This is a genomic window from Nocardia sp. NPDC041819 (assembly GCF_055590505.1).
This window is the reverse complement of sequence record NZ_JBVJAP010000001.1, coordinates 1,021,256-1,034,773: the sequence shown is the minus strand read 5'-3', so window position 1 is coordinate 1,034,773 and position 13,518 is coordinate 1,021,256. Positions and strand designations below refer to the sequence as shown.

Sequence of the window (13,518 nt, the reverse complement as noted above, 5' to 3'; positions counted from 1 at the left end):
CACACTAACGTCCTGCCGTGACCTCGCCGACACGCACCTGGCATTCGCCGAGACGGGATGCCTGGTCAGACGCCCGACCAACACGATTCCCGCAGTCGAAACGCCGCGATCCCCGCGACTGGCCCAGTCGCGGGGATCGCGGCGAACGTCCGGAGCGCGGGCTCAGGCTTCGTCGAGCAGTTCGGCCGTGACGGCCGATTCGGTGTCCGGAACGCCCAGTTCCTTGGCGCGCCGGTCGGCCATCGACAGCAGCCGCCGGATGCGGCCCGCGACAGCGTCTTTCGTCATCGGCGGGTCGGCGAGCTGGCCGAGTTCCTCCAGCGACGCCTGCCGGTGCTGCACGCGCAGCCGGCCCGCGGCGGCGAGATGATCGGGCACATCGTCGCTGAGGATCTCCAGCGCGCGTTCCACCCGCGCCGCGGCGGCGACCGCGGCACGCGCCGAGCGGCGCAGATTGGCGTCGTCGAAATTGGCCAGGCGATTCGCGGTCGCGCGCACTTCGCGGCGCAGCCTGCGTTCCTCCCAGACCATCCGGGTGCCGTGCGCGCCCATCCTGGTCAGCAGCGCGCCGATCGCCTCACCGTCGCGCACCACCACGCGGTCGGTGCCGCGCACCTCGCGGGCCTTGGCCGTGATGCCGAGCCGCCGGGCCGCGCCGACCAGCGCCAGCGCCGCCTCGGGTCCGGGGCAGCTGACCTCGAGCGCCGAGGAGCGTCCGGGTTCGGTGAGCGAGCCGTGCGCGAGAAACGCACCGCGCCAAGCGGCTTCGGCATCGGCGATGCTGCCGCCGACCACCTGCGCGGGCAGGCCGCGCACCGGACGGCCCCGCACGTCGAGCAGACCGGTCTGCCGAGCCAGCGCCTCGCCCTCCTTGGAGACGCGCACCACGTACCGGGAGGTTTTGCGCAGTCCGCCCGCGCCGAGCACGTGCACGTCGGAGCCGTAACCGTAGAGCTCGAAGATCTCCCGGCGCAGCCTGCGCGCGATGGACCCCATGTCCACCTCGGCCTCGACGATCACCCGGCCGCCGACGATGTGCAGGCCGCCCGCGAAACGCAGCAGAGCGGACAGTTCCGCCTTGCGGGAACTCACCTGCGACACCGTGAGCCTGCTCAGCTCGTCTTTCACATCGGCTGTCATCGCCACGGGACGCGCTCCTTTCCACCCAACCCGGAACGCACATCCTGGCCCATGTGCCGTCCCTCGACTCGAAGCCCTGCCATTTGCGGCCGAGGTTGCCGGATCAGTTGATCCAGTGCGGCGGCAAGCTTTCCGGGGTGATGCCGGTCCGTTCCCGCTTCGGCGACATCGGAGAACGTTACTCGTGCCCGCAACTGTTCGGCAGCCCTGGCCACATGTTCCCGTTCACGACCCTCCGGCACCGAGCCGGAGTCGACCAGCACCTCGTCGACGACGAATTCCGGTGCGTGCTGGGACAATACATGCAAATGCCGCTCTGCGGAGAACCCGGCGGTCTCCCCCGGCTCCGCGGCGAGATTGAGCACGAGGACTTTCCGGGCCCTGGTGTACACCAGGGCTTCCCGTAGCTCCGGAACGAGGACGTGCGGAATCACGCTGGTGAACCACGATCCCGGCCCGAGCACCACGACATCCGCGTGTTCGATCGCCGAGGTCGCCTCCGGACTGGCCGGTGGGTCGGACGGAATCAGCCGCACCCGCCGCACCTTACCCGGCGTGGTCGCGATGGCAACTTGGCCGCGAATGCAACGGCTCACCCGTGGATCCGCCTCCAGCCCAGACACATCCGCCTCGATGTCCAGCGCGATCGGCGACATGGGGAGCACTCGTCCGGTGATGCGCAACATGCGGGCGACTTCGTCGAGCGCGGCGACCGGATCGCCGAGCACCTCGGTGAGCCCGGCCAGGATCAGATTGCCCACGGAATGCCCGGCCAGCGCGCCGGTGCCGCCGAAACGATGCTGGACGGTCTGCGTCCAGACACCGTCGGCGTCCGCGGCCAGGGCCGCAAGCGCCATCCGGAGATCCCCCGGCGGCAGCACCCCCAGCTCGGCGCGTAGCCGGCCCGAGGAGCCGCCGTCGTCGGCGACGGTGACCACCGCGCAGATCTTCCTGGTCAGCCGCCGCACCGCGGTCAGTGTCGCGTACAGCCCATGTCCACCACCCAGCGCGACGATGCTGGGATTGGATTCCCAACCGGTCATTCGCGCCCCAGGTCTCGATGGACGACCCGGACCACGTCGGCGGACTCCTCCGGCCCACCGGTGACCTCACTCATCAACTCGCCCAGTGCCTCGGCAATCGCGACGCTCCGGTGCTTGCCTCCGGTGCAGCCCACTGCGACCGTCATGTATCGCTTCCCCTCTTGGCGGTAACCGTTCGTGGTCAGCTCGACCAGGTGGTGGCAGGTACGCAGATAATCGTCCGCGCCGGGGCGCGACAACACGTACTCGCTGACCACCGTCTCCTGACCGGTGTGTTCCCGCAACTCCGGTATCCAATGCGGATTGGGTAGAAAACGCACATCCAACACCATGTCGGCGTCCAGCGGAACCCCGTACTTGAAGCCGAACGACTGCACGGTGAGTTGCAACGCGCTGGGCGCGCCGCCGCCGTAGGCCTCCTCCATCTTGCGGTGCAACTGATGGATGGACAGCTCGGTGGTGTCGATCACCAGGTCGGCGGCGGCCTTCACGGCGGACAGCCGCACCCGCTCGGCGGCGATACCCGCCGACAACGTGCCGTCCTTGCTCTCGCTCTGTAGCGGATGCCTGCGCCGGGCGAAGCCGAAGCGGCGGATCAGCACGTCGTCGGAGGCCTCGAGGAACAGGACCCTGGTGCGCACGCCGAGGATCCGCAGCTGCTCGGTGACCACCGAGAGATCGCCGGTGAAGAACCGGCTGCGCACGTCCATGACCAGCGCGAGACGGCGGATCGGCGGCTTCGCGGACGCACCGAGTTCCACCATCCGCCCGAACAGCTCGGGCGGCAGGTTGTCGGCCACGTACCAGCCGAGGTCCTCGAGTACGCGGGCGGCTGTGCCGCGGCCCGCGCCCGAGAGCCCGGTCACGATCACGACCTCGACCTGCGGATTCGCTCCGCCGACGGCGCCGGACGAAGCCACTCGTCCCGCACTCGTCGGCGGACTGCCCGCACTGCTGTTCGATTCGACGCGTGTCATGTCCTACCGGATCCGTGTCTGGGGTGCCTTCCGATCATCGCGCACCGGTTCAGGTATCGGCCGCAGACACACAACGTACGCGATACCGAAATTTCCGGTGCACTGTCGACTGTCTATTCGGACTCGAGCGCCGCAAGGACCGCTTTCGCGGTCGCCATCCCGATTCCGGGCACCTCGGTGATCTCCTCGACCGTGGCCTGCTTCAGCTTGGCGACCGATCCGAAATGGGTGACCAGCGCGGTCCGGCGCGCCGTGCCGAGCCCCGGCACCGAGTCCAGGGCCGAGGCGGTCATCCGGCGTGAGCGCTTGCTGCGATGGAAGGTGATCGCGAAGCGGTGCGCCTCGTCGCGCACCCGTTGCAGCAGGTAGAGCGCCTCGCTGTTGCGCGGCAGGATCACCGGGTCGCTCTCGCCGGGCACCCACACCTCCTCGAGCCGTTTGGCCAGGCCGATCACCGCGACATCGGTGATGCCCAGCTCGTCGAGCACCTCGGCGGCCGCGGCGACCTGGGGCGCGCCGCCGTCGACGACGAACAGATTGGGAGGATAGGAGAACTTGCGCGGGCGGCCCGTGCGGGGATCGATACCCGGACGGGAGGTGAGGTCGAGCGCGTCGTCGTCGCTTCCGGTCGCGGCGAGATCGTCCTGCTCGATCATGTCGCGCTCACGGCGCAGCTTGAGGAACCGGCGGCGGGTCACCTCGGCGATGCTGCCGACGTCATCGGAACGGCCGTCGCCCGCCGCTTCCCGGATCGTGTAGTGGCGGTAATCGGACTTGCGGGCCAGACCGTCCTCGAAGACCACCAGCGAGGCGACCACGTCGGTCCCCTGCACGTGACTGACGTCGACGCACTCGATACGCAGCGGCGCGGTGTCGAGTTCCAAGGCGTCCTGGATCTCTTGCAGCGCTTGCGATCTCGAGGTCAGATCGCCCGCCCGCTTGAGCTTGTGCTGGGCCAGCGCCTCCATCGCGTTGCGCTGCACGGTCTCGGCGAGCGCCTTCTTGTCCCCGCGCTGGGGCACCCGCACCTTCACCGCCGAGCCGCGCAGGCCGGACAGCCACTGCTGGACCTGCTCGATATCGGCCGGCAGCTCGGGCACGAGCACTTCGCGGGGCACCACGGTGGCGAGCAACTCGTCGGCGGACTGCTCGGCCACCGTGACCTGCTCGCCGTAGAACTGGGTGAGGAACTGCTCGACCAGCGCGGCGAGCTCACCGCCCGCCTCCGGGACGTCGACCGCGTCACCCGACTTGTCGACCACCCACCCGCGCTGGCCGCGCACCCGGCCGTCCCGCACATGGAAGACCTGCACCGCCACCTCCAGCTCGTCGGCGGCGAAGGCGATGACGTCGGCGTCGGTGCCCGTGCCCAGCACCACCGCCTGCTTCTCCAGCGCGCGGCGCAGCGCCTGCACGTCGTCGCGCAGCCGGGCGGCGGCCTCGAAATCCAGGTCTTCCGCGGCGTCGTGCATGCGGCGCTCCAGTTCGCGGACCAACCGATCGGTACGGCCTGCGAGGAAGTCGCAGAAGTCCTCGACGATGGCGCGGTGCTCCTCGGCACTCACCCGCCCGACGCACGGCGCCGAGCACTTGTCGATATAGCCGAGCAGGCAGGGACGCCCGATCTGGTGGTGCCGCCGGAAGACCCCGTTGGAGCAGGTGCGCGCGGGAAACACCCGCAGCAGCAGATCGAGCGTCTCGCGGATGGCCCAGGCATGCGCGAACGGGCCGAAGTAGCGCACCCCTTTGCGGCGCGCGCCGCGGTAGACGAACAGCCGCGGGTACTCCTCGTTCAAGGTGACCGCGAGCACCGGGTAGGACTTGTCGTCGCGGTAGCGGACGTTGAAGCGGGGATCGAATTCCTTGATCCAGTTGTATTCCAGCTGCAACGCCTCCACCTCGGTGGAGACGACCGTCCATTCCACGCTCGCGGCCGTGGTGACCATCTGCCTGGTGCGCGGATGCAGGCCGGCGACGTCGGCGAAATACGAGTTCAGTCTGCTGCGCAGGCTCTTTGCCTTGCCGACGTAGATGACCTGCCGATGGGCGTCCCGGAATTTGTAGACACCTGGTTCGACGGGAATCGTGCCCGGCGCGGGCCGGTACGTCGCTGGATCTGCCACCCATCCAGCGTATCGACCGCGACCGACAGCCCGGCCGACGGCGGCCGCGCGTGACTATCCGGACCCCGGGACCCCGAACCACGCCTTGGCTTCCGGGCGGCACAGCAGGTACACGACGGCAGCCGAGGTGGCGAGCGAATACGCCGCCGCGACGATGGCGACGACGGGCGGAACGGTCGCCGAGTCCCTGATCGCCCAGCATCCGACGACCGCCTGCAGGAGTGCCAGCCCGATCGTCAGCTTGCGCACGGCGGGCGCGCCCTCCGCGAATCCGAGCACGAGCAGACCCAGTGCCCACGCCACGCAGAACTGGGTGGACGCCGTGGCGGCCGCGTCGCCACCGCGCGTCAGATTCATCAGGACGGGATAGGCGAGTCCGAATCCCGCCATCCCGGCGACGGCTTCCCGCACATCCCGAACCGCCTCCGGCATGGCGGTTTCCACGCCGACGGACGACTCCTCACCGGAGAACGCCGAGCTCACAGCCGTACCTCCGTTGGTACCGAACCCTCCGGCACATCCTGCGAATACGCCGGAATCGCACCGTAACACGGTGACATCCCGCGCAACTCGGAGTTCGGCAAATGAACCAGACGGTGGCGGCGCGGACCGACCGCGAGCGTCAGTCCACGAGACCGTGCCGCCGCAGCGCGGCCAGCAGCGCGTCCGGGCGCTCCCCGGTGGGCAGGGCCTCCACCAGCGCGAATCGGCTGCCCAGCGCCTCGGCGCCGCCGTCGGCCTCGGCGCTGTCACCGATCATCAGCGCCGCCTCGGCGGGCACGCCCAGATCGCGCAGCGCGACATGGAAGATCTCCGGGGCGGGCTTCATGGCGCCGACCTCGAAGGAGAGGGTGAACGTGGCGACCAGCCGATCCCAGCCGCGCGCGGCGAACGACGGACGGATGTCGAACGGGATGTTGCTCACCACCGCGACCGGAACGCCTTGTGCGGCCAACAGATCGAGGACGGCCTCGCTGTCCGGGTACGGCGTCCACTCCAACGGGTCGAGCAACCGGGCGTACAGCCGTTCGGCCTCTCGTCGGTGGGCACACCCGACGTGCGCAGCACCTTCATCATCACCTTGCGATGCAGTGCCGGGTCCAGGTCACGGTGGTCCCACGCGTATTGCGTCTCTTCGTCGAATTCCGCGATGTGGTCGACCGGCGCCGTCATCCGCCGCATGATCTCGGCCTTCTCGTCCACGTCGAACGCCCGTCCATCCGGCCGGGTCAGATCCGCGTACCAGGATTCGTCGGCCTCCAGGCGGAACAAGGTCCCGGAGAAGTCGAACAGCACCGCCTCGATCGCCACCCGGCCAGCCTACCGACCGCTCGCATCGCGCCGCCGGTTCGCGCGGGACGGTCGCACCGGGACGACCTCGACACACGCTGCGGCCACGGCGATTTCGTCCGTGGGAAGGAAACCGGCGCGGCTGCCGGTGCCTGGGGTTAGAGTCCGGGCATGGGGCACAAGCGAGGAAGTCGGGTCGCCGCCGCGGCGGCGTTCGCACTCACCGTCGGAATGGCCACCGCGTGTTCGTCCGGCGAAAGCCAGGCGGGCGGGGTGTGCGAGACGGTTCCGAACGGCACGCCGGTGACGGCCACCGCGGCGGGACCGGCGGGCGGTGGCACCAAGGATCTCAGCACCAACCCAGAAATAGCGAGCGGCTATCGCACGAACATGACGCCGGTGCGCACGCATACCTTCGCGGTGTCGACGGCGAATCCGGTGTCGACCAAAGCCGCCTGCGAGGTCCTCCGCGACGGCGGCACCGCGGCGGACGCGCTGATCGCGGCACAGACGGTGCTCGGTTTGGTCGAACCGCAGGCCTCCGGTATCGGTGGCGGCGCGTTCCTGCTCTACTACGACGCGAACACCAAGACCGTGGACGCCTACGACGGGCGCGAGGTGGCACCCGCGGCGGCCACCGAGAACTATCTGCGCTGGATCAGCGACACCGACCGCACCGAGCCCAAACCGAACGCGCGGGCCAGTGGCCGATCCATCGGCGTCCCCGGTGTGCTGCGGATGCTCGAGCTGGCGCACCGCGACCACGGCAAGACCGCGTGGCGCGAGCTGTTCGACCCGGCCATCGGACTGGCCGATCAGGGTTTCCCGATCAGTCCCCGCCTCGCGGGGCAGATCGCGGAATCGGCCAAGGACCTCGCCGCGGACGAGGACGCCAAGGCATACTTCCTCGAGCAGGGCGGCAGTCCGAAGACCGCGGGCACCGTCCTCACCAACCCCGCCATGGCAAAGACGCTCGGCGCCGTCGCCACCGAGGGCGCGCAGGCCTTCTATACGGGCGCCATCGCCCGGGACATCGCCGCGGCCGCGGGCCGATCCTCCGGCGGGCGCACCCCCGGCCTGATCACGACCGAGGACTTGGCCGGTTACCAGGCGAAGAAGCGCACCGCGCTGTGCACGGGCTATCGCGAGCACGAGATCTGCGGCATGCCCAGTCCCTCGTCGGGCGGCATCGCCGTCGCCGCGACCCTGGGCATCCTGGAGAACTTCGACCTGGCCACCATGCGGCCGGACAACATCGACCGCAACGGCGGCAAGCCGAACCCGCAGGCCGTACACCTCATCTCCGAGGCCGAACGCCTCGCCTACGCCGATCGCAACAAGTACGTGGCCGACACGGATTTCGTGCCGCTGCCCGGCAATTCGGCGCAAACCCTGCTGAATCGCGACTATCTGCGGCAGCGCGCCGGGCTCATCGACCCGAACCGCAGCATGGGCACCGCGCAGCCGGGTGACTTCGGCCCCGTGCCGCTCGGTGTGGGTCCGCAACCGCCCGAGCACGGCACCAGCCACATCTCGGTGGTCGACAAGTACGGCAACGCCGCGGCGATGACCACCACCGTGGAGTCGGCGTTCGGTTCGTTCCATCTGGTCGACGGCTTCGTGCTGAACAATCAGCTCACCGACTTCAACGCCGATCCGCTGGGCGCCGACGGCGTGCCGATGGCCAACCGGGTGCAGCCGGGCAAGCGCCCGCGCAGCTCGATGAGCCCGACGCTGATCTTCGGCAAGGCCCCCGACGGCTCGCGCGGCGAGCTGACCCATGTCGCGGGCTCGCCAGGCGGCTCGGTGATCATCCAATTCGTGGTGAAGACGCTGGTCAACATGTTCGACTGGGGCCTGGATCCGCAGCAGGCGGTCTCCGCGGTCGCGTTCGGCGCCGGGAACGGCCCGTCCACCGGTGTCGGCGGTGAGCATCCGGCGATCAACGCCACCGACAACGGCGACCACGACCCGCTCGTGGTGCGGCTGCGGGAGCTGGGCCATCAGGTCTCGGTCGCACCGCAGTCCAGCGGCCTGAGCGCCCTCAAACGCAACAGCGCGGACGGCTGGATCGGCGGTGCGGACCCGCGCCGCGAAGGCGCGGTCCTCGGCGACACCCACTGAATCGACCCGGTCCCGGGCTCGCTGGGAAGAGTCCCGGCGAGCCCGTGCGGCTCACGGCTCACGGCTCACGGCTCACGAGGATCGACATGGCCGCCGGAATAGGGCGGTTACTTCCGCCGGATCATCGGATACACCACCGGACCCCGACCGAGCGGCAGCTCACCCTGCGGCTCGAAACCGAATCGCTCATAGAAGGGCACCGTGCCGCGGGTATTCGAGATGAGGAAGCCGTCCTGCCCGGCCGCCGACAGCCGTCGCTCTAGCAACGCGCTCGCCAATCCCCTGCCCTGCGCGCCGGGCAGCGTCCCGATGGCGGCCAGGTACAGATGCGGCGTGGCCGGGCGTGCGCGCTCCATCCGCCGCCCGGCGGCCAGCGCGCGCGCCGCGCTCGGCCCCAAGGCTCGCAGCAAGGTCACCGGCTTCGCCGTCGGCGCCACCACGTCCGCCGGTTCCCACAGCGCCACACAGGCGAGATTGCCCTCCGCGTCGTGCGCGAGATCGACCAGGCCGTTCTTCCGGCGCGAAGCGATGCGCGAATCCCAGAACAGCGGCAGGGCTTTGCGCCGCCGCGGCGACCCCGGCCAGAAATAGGTCATCAGCGGATCGTCGGCGAAAGCCGCCGCGAGGACGAACGCACCCGGCTCCATACCGGCGAGGCTAGACCAGCTTCCGAACCCGTGCGAGCGCTGAATGCCGCACCAGCTCACTTGCTCCCGGAATACTTCGCGCCGAGTTCACGCAGCCGAGCCATGGCTCGGGCCGCGTGCTCCTTGTCGTTCGACCGGATCGCCAGCATCGGGACGTAGTCGTCGTCGACCAATTCCAGGCGCGCCCAGGCCTTCCGGTCCGGGAACGACACGCCGCGGATGTAGTCCCAGGGGAAATCGTTGTCCCCCAAGATGTTTCGCACCGATACGCCGCGAGCGCCGACGCGAACCCGCGGCCTTGTCAACAGCAGCACCGCGGCGGCGCCGAGTACGCCGATCCCGATCATCGCGATCTGATCGGCCACCCGGAAGTTGACGCCGGTCGACCCGCTGCGCAGCCAGACGCCGCCCACGGTGAAAGTGGCCGCGATCAGCACCGCCGCGATCCGGGCCGTCCGCACCGCACGGCGGGGACGCACCTCGAACTCCCACTCGCCCCCGTCGCCGTCCACCGGGGCCGAGCCCGCGTTCCTGCGGAAGATACGGACGACCGGCATCGTCAGGCGGACTGTCGCAGGGCGCGCAGGGTCAGCGCGGCGTCCAGCGCCGCGGCAGCCGCCTGCTCGCCCTTGTTCTCTTGGGATTCCGGCAGTCCGGCCCGGTCCAGGGCCTGCCGCTCGTTGTTGGTGGTGAGGACCCCGTTCGCGACCGGCGTGCCCTCGTCCAGCGAAACCCGGGTGAGCCCAGCGGTCACCGCGTCGCAGACGTACTCGAAATGCGGAGTGTCACCGCGGATCACCACACCGAGCGCCACCACCGCGTCGTGCGACCTGGCCAGCTCCTGAGCCACCACCGGCAACTCCATCGCGCCGGCGCAGCGCACCACCGTGATCTGCTGGACACCCGCCTCCTTGGCCACCCGCTCGGCGTTCGCCACCAGGGTGTCGCAGATCTGGGTGTGCCAGCGCGAGGCGACGATACCCAAGGAGAGGTCCTTGGCGTCCGCCAGCGCGAAGGTCGGTACCCCGGTACCGCTCATCGATGTCCGCCTTTCCGGTCTGCTCGCAGTTCAGTGCGCCGTCTCGCCGAGATCGAGTTCGTCGAGGCCGATCAGGTCGTGCCCCATCCGGTCCCGCTTGGTGCGCAGGTAGCGCAGGTTTTCCGCGTTCGCGCGCAACGGCATCGGCACCCGATCGGTGATCCGCAGGCCATAGCCGTCCAAGCCGACCCGCTTGGCCGGGTTGTTGGTGAGCAATCGCATCGAGCGAAGGCCCAGATCCACCAGGATCTGCGCGCCGGTGCCGTAATCGCGCGCGTCCGCAGGCAGCCCCAGCTCCAGATTCGCGTCGACCGTATCGTGGCCGGAATCCTGCAACTGGTAGGCCTGCAACTTGTGCATCAGGCCGATGCCGCGGCCTTCGTGACCGCGCATGTACAGCACCACGCCGCGCCCCTCGGCCGCGACCATCTCCAACGCGGCATCCAGTTGCGGACCGCAGTCGCAGCGCAACGACCCGAACACGTCGCCGGTCAGGCACTCCGAGTGCACCCGCACCAGGACGTCCTCACCGTCGCTGATGTCGCCGCGCACCAGCGCGACGTGCTCGACCTCGTCGTAGATGCTCTGATAGCCGACGGCCATGAACTCGCCGTGCGCGGTGGGGATGCGCGCCTCGGCGACGCGCACCACGTGCTTCTCGTGCCTGCGCCGCCACGCGATCATGTCGGCGATCGAGATCAGCGCCAGCTCGTGCTCGTCGGCGAAGACGCGTAACTCCTCGGTGCGGGCCATGTGGCCCTCGTCCTTCTGACTGACGATCTCGCAGATCACACCCGCCGGACGCAAACCGGCCATGCGCGCCAGATCCACGGCCGCCTCGGTGTGGCCGGGCCTGCGCAGCACGCCACCGTCCTTGGCGCGCAACGGCACCACGTGGCCGGGGCGGGTGAAATCGTCGGCCTTGGCGTCGGCGTCGGCCAGCAGCCGCATCGTGGTGGCGCGGTCGGCGCCGGAGATACCGGTCGTGACGCCCTCGCGCGCGTCCACCGAGACGGTGTAGGCGGTGCCGTGCTTGTCCTGGTTCATCGCGTACATCGGCGGCAGGCCCAGCCGATCGCAATCGTCACCCGTGAGCGGCACACAGATGTAACCGGAGGTGTAGCGGATCATGAAGGCGACCAGCTCGGGGGTGGCCTTCTCCGCCGCGAAGATGAGGTCGCCCTCGTTCTCGCGGTCCTCGTCGTCGACGACGACGACCGCCTTACCGGCGGCGATATCGGCGACTGCGCGCTCGATGCTGTCGAACCTGGTCACGTCTGTTGTGCTCCATCTCGAAATAGGTGCCCCACCACAGTACTGTGCTTGATCTGCCGCGACTGCGTCGCGGCGTGTTCGCGGCCCCTTTGTGGCTCGCGTTCGCGCGACCGCCGCTGGCGACTTCGTCGCGGACGCGGCGGTCGCGCAAACGCGAGCCGGGCCGCGAACGGCGCATGCTCGGTCTCGCTTCGCTCGAAAGCCGGAGTGTGGTTGAGCCGGTTACTCGATGCCGTTATCACCGGACCCGCAGGTTCGCCGCATTCCGGCGCTTCGTGGGCGGAGGGCCGGCGCGGGCCGACGGTAGTGAGTAGGCAGTACGACGGCTCCTCGGCCGCGAGCTGGGCCGACTTGCTTCGCGCGGAAACCGGAGGGAGATTCATCTCGTTCCGCAAAGTCGCTTTCATCGAACCCGCATGTTCGCCGCATTCCGGCGCTTCGTGGGGCGGCGAGCGGCGGAGGCTATTACGACGGGACGGGGGTTCGGGCTTCTCGAGTGTGAGCCGATCCGCGTCTCCCTTGTGTCCGTGCGCACCGAGAACTGGGGGCCTTTCGCGGCTATCGGAGCGCGGACGTCGGACTCGTTCGGAGGCGGGGTGAGGCGCGGACCATGCCCGCTCGGTCTCGGTGCCCGCGGCGACGGGGATGAAGCAGGCGCGACCGCGCCGGACAGTGATCACCGCTCCCGCGCGCACGGCGCTTCCCGGCAGCCGACGCCGGAGGAGCGCGCTCGCCGCCGCGCGCCCTCGTCCGGCATGGGCGGGGACGAGCGGGGCGGTCACGGTCAGCCGCGCTGCTGGAGGCGTTCGACGTACTTGGCGATCACGTCGACCTCCAAGTTCACGGTGGTGCCGACGGTGGCGAAGCCCAGGTTGGTCAGCGAGAGGGTGGTGGGGATGAGGGAGACCTCGAACCAATCCCGGCTGCCGGTTTCGGCGGGGTCGTCGGAGACGCCGAGCCCGGAGACGGTGAGCGAGATGCCGTCGACGGTGATCGAACCTTTCTGCACGACGTAGCGGGCGATGTTCTCGGGCAGCGAGATCCGCACCACGTCCCAGTTCTCCGAGGGAGTGCGCGAGAGCACGGTGCCGGTGCCGTCGACATGGCCTTGGACCAGATGCCCACCGAGCCTGCTGTTCAACGCCGCGGCGCGCTCGAGATTCACCTTGGCACCGACGTCCAGTTTGCCGATGCTCGACCGGTTGAGCGTCTCGGCCATGACGTCGACGGTGAACGAGTCGCCGCCGGTCACCTCCACGACGGTCAGGCACACCCCGTTCACCGCGATCGAATCACCGTGCCCGGCATCGGAGGTCACCAGCTTGCCCTTGATCGTCAGCCGCGCGGCGTCGGTCAGCTGCTCGCTGGCGACGATCTCGCCGAGTTCCTCGACGATGCCTGTGAACATGTGCCCTGACTCCCTGTCGCGTCGTTGTCGTCCGGTTGCGGAACAGCGCGGGGGCCGGCCGATATTCCCGCGCCCACTCAGCCTAATGACGCGGGGGCGGCCGGAGACAGCGGCGCTCCGGAGCGGAACGGCGCACCGCCGATCGCACCGTAAGCAGACCGGCGGGCGGGCCGAGGCGCGCGGAACCGGCCGGTCCCATCGAATATGGAACGAAATATGCCCACATAGGCCGCGAAACACCGCGGAGCACGGGATCCGATGATTATTCGGCGGTAACAGGCATACCGCGCGCATTTATTTACCCCAGGGGAAGTTTGCCGATTCTTGCTCGATACCCGAAAGAAACACGCTTATAACGCAGATTTCGCGCTCCGACGAGAGCGGAAGCGATATCGTTACGCGGCCGACTTCTCGCGTTCAACTGTTCCGCCCATACAGTTCGATGGGGTGCT

Annotated in this window: 11 protein-coding genes and 1 pseudogene; 1 reads left to right on the top strand and 11 read right to left on the bottom strand. The window is 69.2% G+C overall.

Annotated features, from left to right (window positions below):
- Positions 1 to 162 precede the first annotated feature (162 nt).
- The 6 genes and pseudogenes from whiA to ACZ6DL_RS04935 form a co-directional block, all read right to left on the bottom strand.
- Positions 163 to 1,146: a DNA-binding protein WhiA gene (gene whiA, locus ACZ6DL_RS04960; protein ID WP_043693711.1), complete on the bottom strand. Its 984-nt coding sequence runs from the start codon at positions 1,144 to 1,146 to the stop codon at positions 163 to 165.
- Complete coding sequence (locus ACZ6DL_RS04955; protein WP_043693713.1) at positions 1,137 to 2,183, bottom strand: gluconeogenesis factor YvcK family protein; 1,047 nt, start codon at positions 2,181 to 2,183, stop codon at positions 1,137 to 1,139. Before ACZ6DL_RS04955 ends, whiA begins: the two co-directional genes overlap by 10 nt.
- The gene (rapZ, locus tag ACZ6DL_RS04950; protein WP_040867487.1) at positions 2,180 to 3,160 is read right to left on the bottom strand and encodes an RNase adapter RapZ; all 981 of its coding nucleotides are present in this window, start codon (positions 3,158 to 3,160) and stop codon (positions 2,180 to 2,182) included. The genes ACZ6DL_RS04955 and rapZ overlap by 4 nt, the downstream gene beginning before the upstream one ends.
- A gap of 113 nt (positions 3,161 to 3,273) precedes the next feature.
- The gene (uvrC, locus tag ACZ6DL_RS04945; RefSeq protein WP_466049046.1) at positions 3,274 to 5,283 is read right to left on the bottom strand and encodes an excinuclease ABC subunit UvrC; all 2,010 of its coding nucleotides are present in this window, start codon (positions 5,281 to 5,283) and stop codon (positions 3,274 to 3,276) included.
- 54 nt (positions 5,284 to 5,337) lie between these two features.
- Positions 5,338 to 5,766: a hypothetical protein gene (locus ACZ6DL_RS04940; RefSeq protein WP_357954335.1), complete on the bottom strand. Its 429-nt coding sequence runs from the start codon at positions 5,764 to 5,766 to the stop codon at positions 5,338 to 5,340.
- A 139-nt stretch (positions 5,767 to 5,905) separates the two neighbouring features.
- Positions 5,906 to 6,594 (bottom strand): annotated as a pseudogene (locus tag ACZ6DL_RS04935) (HAD family hydrolase).
- 150 nt (positions 6,595 to 6,744) lie between these two features.
- On the opposite strand from ACZ6DL_RS04935, the gene ACZ6DL_RS04930 reads away from it, so the two are divergent.
- Complete coding sequence (locus ACZ6DL_RS04930) at positions 6,745 to 8,697, top strand: gamma-glutamyltransferase family protein (protein WP_466049045.1); 1,953 nt, start codon at positions 6,745 to 6,747, stop codon at positions 8,695 to 8,697.
- A 107-nt stretch (positions 8,698 to 8,804) separates the two neighbouring features.
- On the opposite strand, the gene ACZ6DL_RS04925 is transcribed toward ACZ6DL_RS04930, so the two are convergent.
- The 5 genes from ACZ6DL_RS04925 to ACZ6DL_RS04905 all read right to left on the bottom strand — a co-directional run bounded on the left by ACZ6DL_RS04925 (position 8,805) and on the right by ACZ6DL_RS04905 (position 13,066).
- A complete protein-coding gene (locus ACZ6DL_RS04925; RefSeq protein WP_466049043.1) occupies positions 8,805 to 9,344 on the bottom strand; it encodes a GNAT family N-acetyltransferase in 540 nt (179 codons plus the stop codon).
- Positions 9,345 to 9,400: 56 nt separating this feature from the next.
- Positions 9,401 to 9,901, bottom strand: a complete 501-nt coding sequence (locus ACZ6DL_RS04920) for a PH domain-containing protein (protein WP_466049042.1) — start codon at positions 9,899 to 9,901, stop codon at positions 9,401 to 9,403.
- Between the two features lie 2 nt (positions 9,902 to 9,903).
- Positions 9,904 to 10,383, bottom strand: coding sequence for a 6,7-dimethyl-8-ribityllumazine synthase (gene ribH / locus ACZ6DL_RS04915; protein WP_040867493.1), 480 nt, complete (start codon positions 10,381 to 10,383; stop codon positions 9,904 to 9,906).
- 30 nt (positions 10,384 to 10,413) lie between these two features.
- Entirely contained in the window at positions 10,414 to 11,658 is a 1,245-nt protein-coding gene (locus ACZ6DL_RS04910) for a bifunctional 3,4-dihydroxy-2-butanone-4-phosphate synthase/GTP cyclohydrolase II (protein WP_062973658.1), read from the bottom strand.
- 784 nt (positions 11,659 to 12,442) lie between these two features.
- On the bottom strand, positions 12,443 to 13,066 hold the full coding sequence (locus ACZ6DL_RS04905) for a riboflavin synthase (protein ID WP_357115405.1): 624 nt from the start codon (positions 13,064 to 13,066) through the stop codon (positions 12,443 to 12,445).
- Positions 13,067 to 13,518: the final 452 nt, after the last annotated feature.